The 16620-nt window shown below is 58.3% G+C and carries 15 protein-coding genes and 1 pseudogene; 8 read left to right on the top strand and 8 right to left on the bottom strand.

Annotated elements, in window-relative coordinates:
* Positions 1-217 precede the first annotated feature (217 nt).
* The 5 genes and pseudogenes from KW824_RS10300 to KW824_RS10315 all read left to right on the top strand — a co-directional run.
* Positions 218-2224: pseudogene (locus KW824_RS10300) on the top strand (type VI secretion system tip protein VgrG); the annotation flags it as partial.
* 102 nt (positions 2225-2326) lie between these two features.
* Positions 2327-3004, top strand: coding sequence for an ADP-ribosyltransferase (locus tag KW824_RS21110; protein ID WP_305730017.1), 678 nt, complete (start codon positions 2327-2329; stop codon positions 3002-3004).
* Complete coding sequence (locus KW824_RS10305; RefSeq protein WP_042649292.1) at positions 3001-3801, top strand: DUF4123 domain-containing protein; 801 nt, start codon at positions 3001-3003, stop codon at positions 3799-3801. The genes KW824_RS21110 and KW824_RS10305 overlap by 4 nt, the downstream gene beginning before the upstream one ends.
* Positions 3801-5807 carry a DUF2235 domain-containing protein gene (locus KW824_RS10310; RefSeq protein WP_218409728.1) on the top strand — a complete coding sequence of 669 codons (2007 nt, stop codon included), beginning with the start codon at positions 3801-3803 and terminating at the stop codon, positions 5805-5807. The genes KW824_RS10305 and KW824_RS10310 overlap by 1 nt, the downstream gene beginning before the upstream one ends.
* Positions 5804-6502: a DUF2931 family protein gene (locus KW824_RS10315; RefSeq protein WP_218409729.1), complete on the top strand. Its 699-nt coding sequence runs from the start codon at positions 5804-5806 to the stop codon at positions 6500-6502. Before KW824_RS10310 ends, KW824_RS10315 begins: the two co-directional genes overlap by 4 nt.
* Before the next feature lie 227 nt (positions 6503-6729).
* On the opposite strand, the gene KW824_RS10320 is transcribed toward KW824_RS10315, so the two are convergent.
* Together KW824_RS10320 and KW824_RS10325 are read right to left on the bottom strand one after the other, a co-directional pair.
* Positions 6730-7290 carry a DJ-1 family glyoxalase III gene (locus tag KW824_RS10320; protein WP_218409730.1) on the bottom strand — a complete coding sequence of 187 codons (561 nt, stop codon included), beginning with the start codon at positions 7288-7290 and terminating at the stop codon, positions 6730-6732.
* Positions 7291-7326: 36 nt separating this feature from the next.
* Entirely contained in the window at positions 7327-8274 is a 948-nt protein-coding gene (locus tag KW824_RS10325) for a ketopantoate reductase family protein (RefSeq protein WP_218409731.1), read from the bottom strand.
* A gap of 214 nt (positions 8275-8488) precedes the next feature.
* Here KW824_RS10325 and KW824_RS10330 point away from each other — a divergent pair, with 214 nt between their 5' ends.
* Positions 8489-8971, top strand: coding sequence for a YajQ family cyclic di-GMP-binding protein (locus KW824_RS10330; RefSeq protein WP_041206278.1), 483 nt, complete (start codon positions 8489-8491; stop codon positions 8969-8971).
* Positions 8972-9072: 101 nt separating this feature from the next.
* On the opposite strand, the gene KW824_RS10335 is transcribed toward KW824_RS10330, so the two are convergent.
* The 6 genes from KW824_RS10335 to KW824_RS10360 form a co-directional block, all read right to left on the bottom strand.
* On the bottom strand, positions 9073-9915 hold the full coding sequence (locus KW824_RS10335; RefSeq protein ID WP_139751339.1) for an outer membrane protein OmpK: 843 nt from the start codon (positions 9913-9915) through the stop codon (positions 9073-9075).
* Positions 9916-10071: 156 nt separating this feature from the next.
* Complete coding sequence (locus KW824_RS10340) at positions 10072-11373, bottom strand: MFS transporter (RefSeq protein WP_043131200.1); 1302 nt, start codon at positions 11371-11373, stop codon at positions 10072-10074.
* Positions 11374-11560: 187 nt separating this feature from the next.
* Positions 11561-11890 (bottom strand): hypothetical protein, encoded by a 330-nt coding sequence (locus KW824_RS10345; RefSeq protein WP_218409732.1) that lies wholly within the window; start codon positions 11888-11890, stop codon positions 11561-11563.
* A 115-nt stretch (positions 11891-12005) separates the two neighbouring features.
* Positions 12006-12557, bottom strand: coding sequence for a peptidylprolyl isomerase (locus KW824_RS10350; protein WP_005330697.1), 552 nt, complete (start codon positions 12555-12557; stop codon positions 12006-12008).
* A 15-nt stretch (positions 12558-12572) separates the two neighbouring features.
* Positions 12573-13145, bottom strand: coding sequence for a YajG family lipoprotein (locus KW824_RS10355; RefSeq protein WP_041206274.1), 573 nt, complete (start codon positions 13143-13145; stop codon positions 12573-12575).
* Between the two features lie 28 nt (positions 13146-13173).
* The gene (locus tag KW824_RS10360) at positions 13174-14307 is read right to left on the bottom strand and encodes a methyltransferase (RefSeq protein ID WP_218409733.1); all 1134 of its coding nucleotides are present in this window, start codon (positions 14305-14307) and stop codon (positions 13174-13176) included.
* A gap of 219 nt (positions 14308-14526) precedes the next feature.
* On the opposite strand from KW824_RS10360, the gene KW824_RS10365 reads away from it, so the two are divergent.
* Both KW824_RS10365 and KW824_RS10370 read left to right on the top strand, forming a co-directional pair.
* Positions 14527-14835 carry a BolA family transcriptional regulator gene (locus KW824_RS10365; protein WP_041204526.1) on the top strand — a complete coding sequence of 103 codons (309 nt, stop codon included), beginning with the start codon at positions 14527-14529 and terminating at the stop codon, positions 14833-14835.
* A gap of 439 nt (positions 14836-15274) precedes the next feature.
* A complete protein-coding gene (locus KW824_RS10370) occupies positions 15275-16618 on the top strand; it encodes a Na(+)-translocating NADH-quinone reductase subunit A (RefSeq protein WP_218409734.1) in 1344 nt (447 codons plus the stop codon).
* Positions 16619-16620 lie beyond the last annotated feature (2 nt).

The raw sequence follows: 16620 nt of genomic DNA on the forward strand, positions 1-16620 counted from the left end.
CCTGATAGTTGCCGCCAGTCCGGATCTATTCCTGGATGGCAAGCCAGTGGCCTGGCCGGGGGATTCGCTGGCCTCCACGACAATCCCCCGTCCGTGCAGCCTCTCGGGAGGAGGTATTGGTCCTGAGTTTTTTGATACCGGGTTGCCAGTCGTGGATCCGTCATCGGCGGTGTGGTGATAGTTGCAAGCAGCGGACAGGCAGGATAAGGAGTCACTGATGGCAGACAGCACAGGATTACAATTTACCGTCAAGGTGGGGACTCTGCCCGAGAGCACCTTGGTGGTGGCCGAGTTTGCCCTGGACGAGGGGTTGAACCAACCATTCAACCTGCGCCTGGAGCTGGCGAGCAGCCAGCCTGACATCGACTTTGGCGCCGTGCTGGACCAGCCGTGCGAGCTGCTGGTGTGGTACAACGGCGAGCTGCAGCGCCGGGTGTGCGGTGTGGTGAGTGAGTTTGCCCAAGGTGACAGCGGCTTTCGCCGCACCCGCTACACCCTGGAGGTGAAACCGGCGCTGTGGCGGCTATCCCTTCGCCAGAACGCCCGCATCTTCCAGGCGCAGAAGCCTGATGAAATCCTCTCCATTCTTTTGCAAGAACACGGCATCACTGATTACGCCTTTGCCCTCAAGAACGAGCACGCCAAGCGGGAATACTGCGTCCAGTACCGGGAGACCGACCTCGATTTCGTGAACCGCCTCGCCGCCGAAGAGGGCATGTTCTACTTCCACGAGTTTGAAGCGGGCAAGCACCGCATCGTGTTTGCCGACGATGCAGCCGCCCTGACCGCCGGCCCCGCGCTCTTCTTCAACCTGGGTAACCGCTCTCTTGAGCAGGGCCCCTATGTGCGGCAGTTCCACTACCGGGAAGCGGTGCGGCCAAGCGATGTCGAACTCAAAGACTACAGCTTCAAGACGCCGGCCTACGGCCTCTCCCACAAGAAGGTGGGAGCGGAGCTCTCCCATCAGCGGGATAGCTACCAGCACTTCGACTACCCGGGCCGCTACAAGCTGGACCCGAGCGGCAAGGCCTTTGCCCAGCACCGACTCGATGCGCTGCGCAACGACGCGGTGGCTGGCAGTGGCAAGTCCAACTGCGCGGCCCTGCTGCCGGGTCAGACCTTCTCGCTGACCGAGCACCCCAACGGCAGCCTCAACACCGACTGGCAAATCGTGCGCATCCAGCACACCGGCTTGCAGCCACAGGCGCTGGAGGAGGAGGGGGGTAGCGGTCCCACCGTCTACCACAACGAATTTGGGGTGGTCAAAGCCAGCACCAGCTGGCGGGCGTGTATCGGCAGCCCACAGGCGCCTCACAAGCCCATGGTGGATGGCCCGCAAATCGCCGTGGTGGTGGGCCCGGAGGGGGAGGAGATTTACTGCGACGAACACGGCCGGGTGAAACTGCAGTTCCCGTGGGATAGATATGGCAGCTCCAACGACCAGAGCTCCTGTTGGGTGCGGGTATCTCAAGGCTGGGCGGGCGGTCAATACGGCATGATGGCCATCCCGCGTATCGGTCACGAGGTCATCGTGAGCTTTCTGGAAGGGGACCCGGACCAGCCCATCGTCACGGGTCGCACCTACCATGCCACCAACCGACCGCCCTACGAGTTGCCGGCCAACAAGACCCGCACCGTGCTGCGCACCGAAACCCATCAGGGTGAGGGCTTCAACGAGCTGCGTTTCGAAGACCAGGCTGGCAAGGAAGAGATCTACATCCACGGTCAGAAGGACCTTAACATACTCATCGAAAATGATGCGGCCTGGCATATCAAGCATGACCAGCACGCCGATATCGACAACGAGCGAGTCACCCGTATCAAGGCCAATGACCACCTGACGGTGGAAGGCGAGAAGCGCGACCAGATCAAGGGGGACTACTCGCTCAGCGTGGATGCCAGCCTGCACCAGAAGCTGGGCCAGTCCCTGCTGGTTGATGCAGGTAGCGAGGTGCACCACAAGGCGGGTATGAAAATCGTGATGGAGGCGGGGGCCGAGCTGACGCTCAAAGTGGGCGGCAGCTTTGTGAAGCTGGATGCCGGCGGAGTCACGCTTTCCGGCGGCTCCATCAAGATGAACTCAGGTGGCAGCCCGGGGTCAGGCTCTGGTTGGGGGGGCAAGACCCCCATTCTGCCAGGCAATGTTGAGGTGCCAGCACCACCACCGGCAACTTTGCCAGTCCCGGCCATTCACAAGAGCATGGAGTCCATGGCTCCGCTGGCCAAGTTTTGTCCGCTCGCGCCACCACCACCCGCCCCATCCCAGTTTGCCGGGGGGCCACCAGTGCCACCACCCGCACCACCCCAGCTTGCCGGAGGGCCATCGATGCCACCGCCACCACCACCTGTTGCGGCCAAAGGGGAGGGCAAAAAGCCGGCAAGGAAGTGGGCGACGGTAGAGATATCCAAAGCGGATGAAGCGCTCAGATACTATTCGGCGCAGGGGTACACATTGCTCAATAACTATTTGCGTGATCGCCCCTACAAGCAGCGAGAGGCCATCGATACCCTGCTTAGTCGCAGCTATTTGAATGATGAGCCGACATCCGCGAGTGAGTTTGACCAGGCAATGAAGGCCTATGTTGCCGATGTGGAGGCTGGTCTGGCGAAATTGCCGGCCTCACCCGGTTTGTCTTTCGTCTACCGGGGGTTGGCGCTGGACAAGCCGGAGCTTGCAGCCCTGAAAGAGCAGTTCACCGGGGTGGGCAATATCGTTGTTGAGCCAGGATTCATGAGTACCTCACCGGAAAAGGCCTGGGTCAACGATACCTTGTTGAGGATCCGCCTGCCTGCCGGTCATGGTGGCCGTCTGCTGGGAGACGCTGCTCACTTCAAGGGGGAAGCTGAGATGCTGTTTCCGACGCAGACTAGGCTAAGGGTCGATCGGGTGGTTTCCTCCATGAGCGGCGATTTCGATACCTTGCTCAATACAATTCCAACCTCTGACAATGCATCGGATAACCGCAGCAGGATCAAGCGACTGATCGAGGTATCCGTACTATGACGTTATCTGATTGGCTCGCTGGCAAGAAAGCGGGTGAAATATATGCCGTCATCGATGGAGCGCTAGCAGCGTCAGCCGTGGCAGATTTCTATACCTATGATGGAGAGAATGCAAATCCACTTTTTGCCGGCACCGCTTTCGATGAGCAGTCTGCGTTGGGGCCCTGGTTGTTACCTGCACCTTCCACTGAGTTCATGACTGCTAATCCTGTCCTGAACGGCTTCTACCTGATCAGTGACCAATCAGTGGAGCTGATTCGTCGTCATTGGCAGAGCCTGATAGAAGCGATACGCGAGGGAGAAGCAGTCTGGCTTCGTTTCTCTGACCCGCGTGTTTTTCTGCCTATGCTCAGCGCCATGACCCCTGATGAACGCGATAGTGTGCTGGGGCCCTGTTCCGGGCTTTGGATCCATGGCAAGGCCTTCTCTCGCACACCTCATGCCCGGTTCCAACCCGCATTGCAAACCCCCTGGTTTCATATCCGGTCTCATCATCTGGTTGGACTTTACGACGAGAACCGTCATGCCTACATCTTGCGGCGGCGGTTATGGCAGACCATGACGGCTATGATGGAGCGCCATCCTGACCCGGCCGGGACCATTTTAACCACACTCAAACAGGCCAATCAGGATGGGCTGCAAGAGGATGTGCGCGATGGTGTGGTGGCTGGCGCCTTGGCCTTGCAGGCCAATCTGGTTCTTGAAGAGATACGGGGGCCATTGATGCTGACCGACGATGAACTGGTTCAGGTAGCCAACTGGCTGAACAAACATCACGAATTGACAGGAGTATTCTGATGGCGGCAGATCCCCACTGTATCCCTTGCGAGCGTTACGAAAACTGGATAGAGATCGATGTTCGTGATGAGCACAATTGCTCGTTCAAGGGGCTCAAGGCGACTTTGACTGACGAAACAGGCAAGTCAGAGACGGTCACCCTTAAGGATGGGCCCACCTTGGTGCGAGGTTTTGCAGTTGGCCCGGTGACAGTAAAAATCGAGACGCCAGCCTGGCTCAAGGCGGCGCAGTCCCGTGAGGTCCTCAAGGAGGGTGAGGCCACACAGGTACCCGCTTATACCGACAAACTCTTCGGGCACTGCGACGTCAAACGAGAGCATATCAAGGTGACCACCGGCGACCTTTGTCTCACCGAGCCAGAACAGCCGCTACCGAAAGGACATCAGGCAGGACAGGCTCAGCCTCCTCGCTTTTTCACCAAGCACTCCTATGTGATTGAAGTGAAAGGCTATCAGATCAATATCTTGCGGATTGGGGTGTTTTTTGACGGCACGGGTAACAACACCCACAACGCCCAGGCTGGGTTGCAAAAAGTAGAGCAGTGGCTTCTGGAAACCTGCTCAGATCCGGCGCAGCGGGAGAAAGAGCTACAGGGCTGCCAGATGGGGCAAAGCCCGGTTGAAGGTAGCTCCGCCAATGATGTGACCAATGTGGGCAAGTTGTTTGAGCAATATGACATCGCAGCAGGCCCGTTGGTGGCTCACAGCTATATCAGTGGCATTGGGACTCGCGACCCGATCGCAGGAGAAAATGGCCTTGAATATCGTTCGGATGACACCCTGACCCAGGGATTTGATCTCGATTTTGGTGGGGAGAGCACCTCTATTATCGGAAAGGTAGAAGTAGCATGTCAGCAGAGCATAGTTCGCTCGATCAATCGGGATTTGGGCGAGATTTTAGTTGATGTGGATTGTATCCATCGTATCGAGTTTGATGTGTTTGGGTTTAGCAGAGGTGCTGCTGCTGCCCGCCACTTTGTAAATGTGATAGACCAAAAAGCTGATCACCCCTTGGTGCAAGCTATGGCGAATAGCCCGAATATTCCCCTAAAGGCAGGTTTTGACTGGGCTAGCCGCGACGATGTGCGCTTCACCTTTGTGGGGCTGTTCGATACCGTTGTTTCCTCTTACAACCGCAGTGTCAATATTCAACTCAAAGCGGATTGTGCAGAGCGGGTGGTACATCTCACCGCGTTGGATGAAGTTCGCAAATACTTCCCGCTATCACGCATTACAGAAGATGCTGCAGGCACCAGTCCTCCTGCTCACTTTACTGAGCTGGCGCTACCGGGGGCTCACTCTGACATAGGTGGTGGTTACTATAGCCGCTGGAGCTTGAGTAATCCCAACAGCGATCCAGCCCTGATCGAGTGCATTGAGTTGGAGCGTTTTATGAGTGTGGAAACTGTTACAACACCAGATGCCGAGAGCAGTGCCTATCAAAAAGCCAAGGCGTATGCCGAGGAGAAACGAACGTTGGGCTGGGTCACTCGTATCAACCCCAACCTGCCTCGTGGCACTGTGCCGCCGCTGGGGGCGATCAGCCTGAAACCTTACTCCTTCCGGCGTCCCGAGGGGAAAAATGGCACAGGCCCCGGCAAAAAATCGGTCTATGTGGAGGTGCTGATGAGCAGGGTAGTTGAGGGGGAATACTCCCGCATTCCGCTGCATATGATGGTTGAGGCGGGCCGTGCCGTGGGGGTGCCGTTTAAACCATGGATGCCGGATGATAGGGCATTGCAACTTGAACCGCTCTCTATTAAACGGCCAGAGGCTGACTTGAAGGCATTGGATAAACTTTGGGCGCTATCCGCTATCGAACAGAAGGTTGCCAAGAACTTGACCCATCAATTATCGCCCGACATTTATCGTGCCTTGCGTCGTGACTATCTGCACCACAGTGCCAGCAACCAGGGCATCGCCAATCCGGCCAATACTAATAAATATGAGTCCAGCATCAGCAAGGAGAGACGTAAGCTGATAGGGAACAAGGAAACACAAAGATGAAATATATTGTCGCATTGTTGGGGTTTTGCCTGTCATTGATGGCCTGTGCGGCACCCCAATCTCTGCCTAAATTTGCTTGGGATTATGGTACAGGCAGCAATATAGATCTTACTAAGAACACCAAGACAGAGTTCTATCTTGGAGGGAAACAAGTTTATGCCGACCGTTTGGCAGGTGGCGGAGCTGGAGGTCTACTTGCCGACAGAATCAAGGGACAGCGTTACTATTGGGCGGGTGGTGGTGGCCTGCCTACCGACGGTGTTCCCATCCCCGATAAAGCGGTGATTGAGATGGTTTCCTTCCATGATCGCAAGCGCTACCGCATAAAGGTGGACTTGCCTGCCAATCTGGAGCAGCAGATGCGCCAGGTCTACTCTGTTGAGGGTCGTTATGACCGCCGTAGCTGGCTCTATTTTGGCCTAGCGCCAGGCGGCTATTTTGAGGTGTTACTTAAGGGAAATAGGCTAAATGTTAAGCCAGATATTCTGCTTGCTCGTGGTATTGCCGAAGAGGTGACCGATGATTGGTATGACCAGAGAGTACCGATAGCGCGCCAATATGGTATGGATGATTTCGACAAGAAATATGGTGAGCTATTCAAGCAATTCCCAGTTCCTAGCGGGATGGATTGGGCTCCCATCATGGATGCCTACCGCGCCAAACAGCCCAAGACAGATGTGGTGCCGGTTGACTAGCGCAGGCACGATTTGCCGACAGGATGGATAACGAGCATATCCTTTTGGATTGCAACGCTCTTGTCGCGAAATGAATAGTTCAATAGCGAAGTATTAGCGGAAGAGCAGATCTTAAGATGCAGGTTGTCGTTTGATAACCCCCCCATCGAGATGGCGTCGATGGGCGGATCTTTCTTGGGGTGGTACAAGAGCGGCTGAAAGATAATCGGCCGCCCTACAACCTGAGCCTATGGCAACACCATGGGCTCGGCTACCGCATGGGCGGTTTCATCGCCACGCAGCACCCGCACCAGCTCGAGGGCGAACTCGATGGCGGTGCCAGGGCCCTGACTGGTGATGAGACGATGGGCATCATCCCGCACCACCCGGGCTGTGCTCAGTTGCGCGGCGGGCAGGCGGGCCTGAAAGCCGGGATGGCAGGTGGCATTGGCATCCCCCAGCAAGCCGTGATGGTGCAGCACCACGGCGGGGGCGGCGCAGATGGCCGCGCGCCAGCGGCCCAGCGCTGCCTGTTCTCTCAGCAGGTCGATGGCAAGCGGGGTGTCGCGGATCACCTCGCTGCCGGGCAGGCCACCTGGCACGACGATGAGTTCGAAGTCGCGGGTCGTCAGTTCGTCGAGGTGGCAATCAGCCACGATCTGTACCCCGCGGGAGGCGCGGATCTGACGCGCTCCAGTGGGGCAGCAAGAGGCCAGCACCACCTCTATGCCGCCGCGCACCAGGGTGTCGACGATGGCGACCGTCTCTATCTCTTCCGACCCCGGGGCTACCAAAACCAATGCGGTCATCTTGCACTCCTTAGTCTGCCGCCCGCGATCCCGGGCTCAGCGCTTCTCTTTGACGGCCTGATAGAGGCCCTGATTGACTGGCACCGCGATGCCGTGGGCGGCGGCCTTGCCGAGCAGGAAACCGGTAATGGCCTCGATCTCGGTCTCACGCCCCTGCTCCATGTCCTGATACATGGAAGAGTAATTGTCGGCGGTGAGTTCCACCACCATCATCACCCGGCGCAGCAGCTCGTCGCTGCCGGTAGGCTGGCCTTCGGCCTGCATCACGTCGGCGACTTCCACACAGATCTGTTGCAGCACATCGGCAAAACGGGGGCCGGCCAGTTCGCCATTCTTGAGCTTGTAAAGCGCCGTGAGCGGATTGATGGCGCAGTTGATGGCGAGTTTCTGCCACTGGCGAGTCAGGATCTGCTCATCCCAGCCGGCCTGGCCGAGAGCCAGGGCAAGTTCGTCGGCCAGATGAGAATAGGCTATGGCCGCATCGTTGACCGGGCCCAGCCAGGTTTCGCCCTTGCCGGTGTGGCGGAACACGAAGTGACCGCAGCGCATGGCGCCGTGGCTGGTGACACCGGCAATGACGGGGTTATGCGGAAACAGCTGCACCACCTGTTCGGCTATGCCCATGCCATTGTGCAGCAGCACTATGGGAACCCCTGCCGCCAGCTTGCCTGCCAGGGGCGTCAGGGCCGACACTACCTGACCCGCCTTGGTCATCACCAACAGTCGCTGGATGGCGCCGGGCTTGTCGATGAAGCCCCGCTCGATGGCGAGCAACTGGGTGTGGCCCTCGAGGGAGGTGAAATCGATGCCGGGGTGCAGGGTGGCGCGGTGCCGCTCGCTCAGCAGGACACGGGTCGGCTGGCCACTTTGGGTCAGCAAGGAGGCGAAGACGCCGCCCAGGGCACCACAGCCCAGCAAGGACCATCGGGGGGAGGAGGGGTGTCGGCTGTTTTTCAGGTTGTTGTCGCGTAATCCGCTTGGCATGGAGAGGCTCAATCAGGGTAGTGGCTGCATTCCGAACAACCCGCTACCGGGGATAAGTGAAGATGTCGCTAGGCGGACACTAACGGGTCTCGCCATTCCTGTGCGCTGGGGATTCTAGCAGAGCAATCCCATCGAAATCAGCAAATTTGCCCATTTTCTGGTAGATTTGCCCCTTTGTCAGCACAACCTGAAGTACAGCATGAGGAGCCCGGCTATGCCGTCATTCGATATTGTCTCTGAAGTCAAAATGAACGAGGTGTTGAACGCCGTCGATAACGCCAATCGTGAACTGGCGACCCGTTTCGATTTTCGTGGTGTAGAAGCCAGCTTCGAATTGAACAAGGAAGAGGTCAAGCTGGAAGCCGATGCGGATTTCCAGCTCAAGCAGATGGTCGAGATCCTGCGCGCAGCCCTGCTCAAGCGCAACATCGAGAACAGCTCGATGGACGTGGGTGACAGCGTTCACTCCGGCAAGCGTTTCCACCTGACGGTGAAGTTCAAGCAGGGGATCGAGAAAGAGACCGCCAAGAAGGTGGTGAAGCTTATCAAGGATTCCAAGATCAAGGTGCAGGCCGCCATTCAGGGCGACGAAGTGCGTGTCACCGGCAAGAAGCGCGATGACCTGCAGGAAGCCATGGCACTGGTGCGTGGCGCCGAGCTGGGTCAGCCGATGCAGTTCCAGAACTTCCGCGATTGATGATGAAGGGGGAGGGCCTTGGCCACTCCCTCCATCAAGAAAGCGCCATAAAAAAACCGGAGCAGCTGCTCCGGTTTTTTGTGTCCGTGTGACGAGTTCGATTAGAACTTGTAGGTCACGGAGAAGTAGTGGCTGAAGCCAGAGCTCTTCCAGGGGGTACCGTCGTAGGCGGTAGAGCCATCTTTGGTGCCGTAGGCATCCATGAAGTACTTCAGGCCGTAACCCACAGCGTAACGGTCGGAATGCCAGTAGATACCGTGGAAGGTAGCCAGGTTGTCGCTGGTACGGTCAGCACGGTTGTGGGTATCCAGGTCGAAGGCGTAATCCAGGTAACCCTGGTAGGAGACGAAGCTGCCGTTGCCGAAGGTGTAGAAAGGCTTGAACCAGTTCATGGCGAACCAGTAACCGTTCCAGTCACCTTCTTCTTCGGTGAAGAACTGGTTTTCAGTGGCATGACGAGCATACAGGTTCATGCCAACTTTGCCGAACCAGGGCACTTGGACATCAGCACCCAGACCGATCATGTTCTCCATCTGGTTGTCGCCGATGTTGTTCAGGGAGGCGATATAAACCTCTTGCACCGGGCCAAAGGAGAGATCTTTACCAGTCAGCGCATCCAGAGACATACGCGGCGCAAACTTCATGAACAGGTTCTGACCTTTGTGCTTGTCGCTGTGACGGGAGTCGAATATATCGAACACATCGACGTATCCGTACAGGTCGAACAGACCGGAGCGACCACCAAATTCCATTTCGAAGTAGGTGTCGTTGTAATCTTCAGCACCAGTGGTGAAAGGACGTTGGTCGATGGTGTGCATCACGTTGAACTGCATCCACTTGTAGTCGTTCTTGTGGATGTCGCCGCTGTAATCGGCAGCAAGGGCCGGAGTGGCGGATGCAGCCAGCAGACCGGCAGCGATCAGAGTCTTGGTAAATTTGGCCATTTTATTGGTCTCTTGTGCGTTAGTTGAGGTTTTCCGTAGCCTGCCCACAAGGAGCGGAAGGGATTCTAGCCAAATAAATTCATCGGATAAACAAGAGCCAGGGAACTTTGTCCGGTTTTGTGAATCTAATCACCCCCAAAATGGCGCAAACGCTTGCTATTTGTCCGCTTGTGGTAACAAAGCATCGCCTCGTTTGGCAACCATGATGATCAATATCATGACCGGAATGCCGAGCAGACTGGTGCCGACGAAGAAGCTGCTGTAGCCGATCTGTTCGACCACCTGACCGGAAAAACCCGCCAGCAGCTTGGGCATCAGCAACATGATGGAGCTGAACAGGGCGTACTGGGTCGCCGAGAAGGCGACGTTGGTCAGGCTCGACAGATAGGTCACGAAGGCCGCCGTCGCAATGCCGGCGCTGAGGTTGTCCAGGGAGATGATCAGGGTCAGCAGCTCCAGATCGTGACCCACTTCGTTGAGCAGGGCGAACAGCAGATTGGTGCTGGCGGTGAGCACGGCGCCGAGAAACAGGATGCGCAGGGTGCCGAAGCGCATTACCAACACGCCCCCCAGGGCCGCCCCCACCAGCGTCATGATGACGCCGTACACCTTGGTGATGGTGGCCACCTCCGTCTTGCTGAACTGCAGATCCACATAGAAGCTGTTGGACATCACCCCCATCACCACATCCGAGATGCGATAACAGGCGATGAGCCCCAGGATCAGCAGGGCCGAGCCGCCGTAGCGACGGAAGAAATCGGCAAAGGGGCACCAGATGGCTTCATAGGTCCAGGCGCCCAGCCCGGCCAGGGTCTTGGGCCAACCCCGCTCGAGCAGCAGCGCCTTGCGCTCCATCTGTTGCTCGTTCTGGCGATGAAGGTCGATATCCGGCTCGTGGCTGAGCAGTGTGGTGATGACGCCGAGGGACATGAGTCCCGCCATCAGCAGGTAGGTGAGCTGCCAGCCGCGGTAGTCGTAGCTGTCGTTGCTGCCAAGCCAGGCCGCCAGCGCCAGCGCCCCCGCCCCCGCCATTATCATCGCGAGCCGGTAACCCGTCATGTAGGAGGCTGCCATGGCCGCTTGTAGACGCTCGGGTGCCGACTCGATGCGGTAGGCATCGATGACGATATCCTGTGTCGCGGAGCAAAACGCCACCAGCAGGGCGAACAGGGCGAGCTGGGCGAGCTGGGTCTTGGGATCGCAATAGGCCATGCCCACCAGAGAGAGGGCGATCAGCACCTGGGAGAGCAGCATCCAGCTGCGTCGCCGTCCCAGCAGCCGGGAGAGCAGCGGCAGCGGCAGTCGATCCACCAGGGGAGACCACAGCCACTTGAAGCCATAGGCCAGCGCCACCCAGCTCATGTAGCCGATGTCGGTCAGGCTGACATCGGCTTCGCGCAGCCAGAAGGAGAGGGTGCCGAACACCAGCAGCAAGGGCAGGCCGGAGGAGAAGCCCATGGCAAACAGAGTGAGTACCCGCGCCTCCAGATAGACGGCGAGGGCGTCTCGCCAGCTTGTGGCACGGTCCGGGGTATGGCTGGGCGGGCGGAGATTGTTCAACTGCCTGACTCCTCAGAGAAAAGGGGGTCATTTTGTCAGGTTCGAGGGGGATAGCCAAGGCAAGCCGAACGGGGCGGCCCGGGATTCAGGGGCGTGAGCCGATGCAGTGGCGTGGACAGGTCCCCCCGGCCACGAGAAAGGTGGCGCAGGCCATCAGTTGCTGCCGCAGCCAGGTGTCGGTGACGAGCTGATGCTCGTCCCACAGGTGCAGGCTGTGGAGCAGGTGCCAGAACACCCCCTCCTGCTCGCTGGCGGGCTCTTTGTCAATCGGGATGGCGGGCAGCGCCTGCCAGTGGGAGAGGAGTTGCCAGCTCAGATCCTCGAGCTGTTGATAAGGAATTTCCCGTGCCAAAAAGTGACGAACCGCCTGGGCCAGCACAATGGCATGTTGGGCAATGTAATCGTGACAAGTCACCGGAACCTCCTCTCTCTGCCTGGTCATGTCCCGCACACACAGGACAAGGCCAGAGTATAGAAAAGGGGCGCCGGTGACCCGGGTCAGGTCGTGGCGGAATGTGAGCCGCCCCGCGTTATTTGTCCGCCAGCAGCACCACTTTTTTCAGGATGATGGGACTGGTCGGTACGTCATTTGCGCGCAGGATGGAGCTGTAGCCGGTCTGCACCTGAGCCAGCTTGTCCAGCACCTCCATGCCCTGCACCACCTGGCCGAACACCGTGTAACCGGCGCCGGCATTGGCGTTGAGGTTGTCGTTGTCCACCAGGTTGAAGTAGAACTGGCGGGTGGCGCTGTCGACCGCCTGGGTGCGGGCCATGGCGATGCTGCCACGCTTGTTGGGCAGGCCACCCCTGGACTCGTTGACCACGGGGTCGAAGGTCGGCAGTGGCTGGAACTGCTGATTGTAGCCCCCGCCCTGCACCACGAAGTTCTGGATCACCCGGTGGAACAGGCTGCCGTCATAGCTGCCATCCGCCACGTAGCGCAGGAAGTTTTTCACCGTCTGCGGCGCCTGCTTGGGGGCCAGCTCCACCACTATGTTGCCGTGGTTGGTCTCCATCTGGACTTTTTGTCCGGCGAACGCCAGGGGGGCGATCAGGGTGGCCAGTAACCAGAGAGTCTTCATTTATATGCTCCTTGCTCAGCTCGGCTGGCCTTTGAGATAACCGCGCAGCGCCTCGTCGGCCATGATTTGTTGCAGCACGCTGCCCAGTTGCTGGTTCAGGATGGACTCCAGGTCGGCCATGGTCGGCTCACCCGGCTCTTCCTTGCTGGAAGACATGTTGAACTGCTTGGTCAGTCTGTTGCCCTGGAAGTCGGCGATCACCTGCAGGCTGACCTTGGACTTGGTGACATAGGTGAAGGTCTTCTCTTCCACGGTGACGGCGGCAGTGGAGATGGCCAGGGTCAGGTTGGTGGTGCCGCTGTTGCCCACTTCGAGACCCTGGCTGCGCAGCCCTTCCGCCAGTTTTTCCGCCAGCAGGTTGTTGAGGGGCTGACTGCTGTTGACCAGCACGGGGGCCTTCTCTTTCTTCTTGATGGAGAAGACATAGGCGGCCTCGCGCTTGTCCACCCCTTCCATGGTGATGCGGTTGCCAGAGTAGTACTGCTGGTTGGAGGGGATGACTTGCGGATTGAGCAGCGCCGTCTCCGGCCAGTGGGTGGCACAACCACCCAGTATCAGGGCGGCCAGCAGCAAGAGTGACTTTTTCATCATGGTTTTCCTTTGGCGTTTATGTCTTTCAGCGTTTGATGGCTTTCAAAATAACGAATTTGCTGTTCGACGCAACGACTTGTGCGTTGGCAAACAAGCGCTTGAGTTTGTTGTGATAGTCCAGATGACGGTTGCCTACTATCCAGAGTTCACCCCCCTGAGGCAACACCCGGTGTGCGTCGGTGAACATCTGCCAGGCGATGTGATCGGTGATCGCCTGCAACTGATGGAAGGGGGGATTGCAGAGGATCCTGTCCGCCGCTCCGACTGCTACATCGTCGAGACAGTTGTTGACCATGAAGTGGGCACGCGGCAGGGCAGCCGGCAGGTTGTGCTCGACGTTGAGGCGTGCCGAGGCGACCGCCATGTGGGATTCGTCGATGAAGGTCACCTCCACCTCGCTGTCTTTTGCCAGCAGCGAGAGACCCAGCACCCCGTTGCCGCAGCCAAGATCTATCACCTTGCGCGCGCTGTGGATCGGCAAATTGTCCAGCATGAAGCGGGCGCCTATATCCAGGCTGGTGCGCGAAAACACGTTGGCATGGTTGTGGATGAGCATGTTGGTGCCCTCCAGCGGCCAGACGGTCGGGAAGGGGTTGGTCAGGGCAGGGCGCTCGGCCTGCGGCTCGCAGTGAATGAGGCGCGCCTTCTTCCAGGCGAGCGAGGTGCGGGTCTCCCCCAGATACTTCTCGAACAGCTTGAGGGTGGAGCTGTGGATGTCCTTGGCCTTGCCGGCGGCCAGGATGCGAGTGGCCGGGGTGACCACCTCGCGCAGGGCCAGCAGTTGCTGCTCCAGCAGCGCCTGATACTTGGAAACCTTGATCACCACCAGCGCAGGGGCAGCGGGCAGCGGGGCCAGGGCGTCCTGCAGGATGATTTGTGCGGGATCCAGCCCGTTCTCCGCCAGATTGGCCAGGGTGGCCCGTTCGCTGATATGGGAGTCGCTCACGCAGACCGGGCCATGGCCGTGCAGATAGGCGGCCAGGGCGCCGAAGCCGTCGTTCATGATGATGACAGGGCCGGCCTGTTCAAGAGGGGACTCCGCCAATGTGTTGATCAGGTACTCGTCCGCCGCATCCCAGGCCTGCAGGGGATCCTGGCTCTGCCGTGGGTAGCGATACAGGGTCAGACGACAATGGGCAGTGTCGAGCAGGGTTTGCATAAGAAAGAGTCCAACGTGTTGCTGATAGATGACGCCCGCCCGCACCGTGTTGCCCGGCAGGCAGGGAAAGTGGCGCTATTCTAGCGGCGACGGAGAATTTCACCAGCCCGCAGAGAGTAGGCGCCCGGCCTCCTTCTATTTAAAGCGGGCCTGATGCATCCGGCATGCAACCCTGGCTACAATGGCCGGATATCCAACGAGGGAGTCTTGCCCGTGAGCATGCAACAACAGATAGAGGCCAAACTGGCCGCCGCCTTGTCCCCCAGTCATCTGGAAGTGATCAACGAGAGCTACATGCACAGGGTGGAGCCGGGATCCGAGAGCCACTTCAAGGTCATAGTGGTGAGCCAGGCTTTTGAGGGGCAGCGCCTGCTGGGGCGCCATCGTCAGGTCAACGGCGTGCTGGCAGAGGAGCTGGCAGGGGCCATCCATGCGTTGGCGCTGCATACCTATACCGAGGCGGAGTGGCAGGCCCGTGAGCAGGCCCCCAAGACCCCGGGCTGTGTCAGCAAGTCCCCCTTTGCCTGAGCCTTTGACCTTTTCATTACCCAATTGTCGATTAATCAACAAAATTGTCATGATGGGGCCGTCGCACCAGCCGCCGGCACCTGAGTGCATTGGATCAGGGTAATGATTACTTTTTCTAATCAACTCCAGGGATGGATAAAATTACCTCTATATGGGTATTAAAACAAAAAATCCTTTAAAACCACGGCTTGCAGGGATGGAAGGGAAATATTCAGTAGAGGTTAATTTTGTGATAGGACGGGGATTTTCCCCATTTGGCGTGGCGACTGACTTGTCTAAGGTGGTAAACTCAGGCGCTTTTGAATGATCCTGTATGTTGCTGATTTGTTTGTTTCTTCGACAGTTTTCCGTGATGTTGACGGGCTCATTCAACAACTCGTCGTGATGTATTTCTCGGCGCTAACCAACCTGTCTTCCCTTAACGGTAGTGCAAGTGAGTATGATTACAATTAAAAGAGGACTGGACATCCCCGTGCTGGGTGCTCCGGAGCAAGTAATCTACGATGGCCCGGCCATCACCCGTGTTGCTACACTCGGCGAAGAGTTCGTGGGGATGCGTCCTACTATGTTCGTCAAAGTAGGTGATCGCGTCATTAAAGGTCAGGAGCTCTTCGAAGATAAGAAGAATCCCGGCGTTAAATTCACGGCCCCTGCCACCGGTGTGGTTACTGAGATCAACCGTGGTGCCAAGCGTGTTCTGCAATCCGTTGTCATCGACATCGATGGTTCTGACGAGCAGGTGACCTTTGAACACTTTGCGTCTGCCGAGCTGGCACAGCTCGAGCGCAGCAAGGTGCAGGAGATCCTGGTCGCATCAGGCCAATGGACCGCATTGCGTACCCGTCCATTCAGCAAGGTGCCGGCAGTGGGCTCTGCCCCGCGTGCCATCTTCGTCACCGCGATGGACACCAACCCGCTGGCCGCCAACGCCGAGATCATCATCAAGGAACAGGCCCAGGCCTTCCTCGACGGTCTGAGCGTGCTGAGCCGCCTGACCGATGGCACCGTCCATGTCTGCAAGGGCGAGGCGAGCCTGCCGCACGCCTCCCTGGCCCAGGTCAAGGAAGCCGTGTTCGTCGGCCCGCACCCTGCCGGCCTGCCCGGTACCCACATCCACTTCCTGGACCCAGTCGGTGCCAAGAAAGTGCAGTGGCACATCAACTATCAGGATGTGATCGCCTACGGCAAGCTGTTCACCACTGGTCAGATCTTCACCGACAAGGTGATCGCCCTGGCCGGCCCGAACGTGATCAAGCCGCGTCTGCTGCGCACCCGTCTGGGCGCCTGCATCAGCCAGCTGACCAACAACGAGCTGCGTGCGGACGAGAATCGCATCATCTCCGGTTCCCTGCTCAGCGGTGCCAAGGCCGAAGGGGTTCATGACTACCTGGGTCGTTACCACAATCAGGTGAGCGTACTGGGTGAAGGTCGTGAGAAAGAGTTCCTGGGCTGGGTCAAACCCAGTGCCGACAAGTTCTCCATCACCCGTACCACCCTCTCTCATCTGATGAAGGGCAAACTCATCAACTTCACTACCACCACCAACGGTAGTGATCGCTCCATGGTGCCTATCGGCAACTATGAGCGCGTGATGCCGCTCGACATCCTGCCGACCCTGCTGCTGCGGGATCTGGTCTCCGGCGACACCGACAGCGCACAAGCGCTCGGTTGCCTGGAGCTGGATGAGGAAGATCTGGCGCTCTGTACCTTTGTCTGCCCCGGCAAGACAGAGTACGGCCCAGTCTTGCGTGAGTGCCTGACCAAGATAGAACTGGAAGGTTAAGC

Origin of the sequence: Aeromonas sp. sif0611 (assembly GCF_019218845.1) — a bacterium.
GTDB classification, from domain to species: Bacteria; Pseudomonadota; Gammaproteobacteria; order Enterobacterales; family Aeromonadaceae; genus Aeromonas; species Aeromonas media.

Excerpts from the sequence above, each read along its gene's own strand:
- KW824_RS21110 (WP_305730017.1), top strand. The coding sequence starts at position 2,327 with ATGCCACCGCCACCACCACCTGTTGCGGCCAAAGGGGAGGGCAAAAAG.
- KW824_RS10305 (WP_042649292.1), top strand. The coding sequence starts at position 3,001 with ATGACGTTATCTGATTGGCTCGCTGGCAAGAAAGCGGGTGAAATATAT.
- KW824_RS10310 (WP_218409728.1), top strand. The coding sequence starts at position 3,801 with ATGGCGGCAGATCCCCACTGTATCCCTTGCGAGCGTTACGAAAACTGG.
- KW824_RS10315 (WP_218409729.1), top strand. The coding sequence starts at position 5,804 with ATGAAATATATTGTCGCATTGTTGGGGTTTTGCCTGTCATTGATGGCC.
- KW824_RS10320 (WP_218409730.1), bottom strand. The coding sequence starts at position 7,290 with ATGACCGCATTGGTTTTGGTAGCCCCGGGGTCGGAAGAGATAGAGACG.
- KW824_RS10325 (WP_218409731.1), bottom strand. The coding sequence starts at position 8,274 with ATGCCAAGCGGATTACGCGACAACAACCTGAAAAACAGCCGACACCCC.
- KW824_RS10330 (WP_041206278.1), top strand. The coding sequence starts at position 8,489 with ATGCCGTCATTCGATATTGTCTCTGAAGTCAAAATGAACGAGGTGTTG.
- KW824_RS10335 (WP_139751339.1), bottom strand. The coding sequence starts at position 9,915 with ATGGCCAAATTTACCAAGACTCTGATCGCTGCCGGTCTGCTGGCTGCA.
- KW824_RS10340 (WP_043131200.1), bottom strand. The coding sequence starts at position 11,373 with ATGGGCTTCTCCTCCGGCCTGCCCTTGCTGCTGGTGTTCGGCACCCTC.
- KW824_RS10350 (WP_005330697.1), bottom strand. The coding sequence starts at position 12,557 with ATGAAGACTCTCTGGTTACTGGCCACCCTGATCGCCCCCCTGGCGTTC.
- KW824_RS10355 (WP_041206274.1), bottom strand. The coding sequence starts at position 13,145 with ATGAAAAAGTCACTCTTGCTGCTGGCCGCCCTGATACTGGGTGGTTGT.
- KW824_RS10360 (WP_218409733.1), bottom strand. The coding sequence starts at position 14,307 with ATGCAAACCCTGCTCGACACTGCCCATTGTCGTCTGACCCTGTATCGC.
- KW824_RS10365 (WP_041204526.1), top strand. The coding sequence starts at position 14,527 with ATGCAACAACAGATAGAGGCCAAACTGGCCGCCGCCTTGTCCCCCAGT.
- KW824_RS10370 (WP_218409734.1), top strand. The coding sequence starts at position 15,275 with ATGATTACAATTAAAAGAGGACTGGACATCCCCGTGCTGGGTGCTCCG.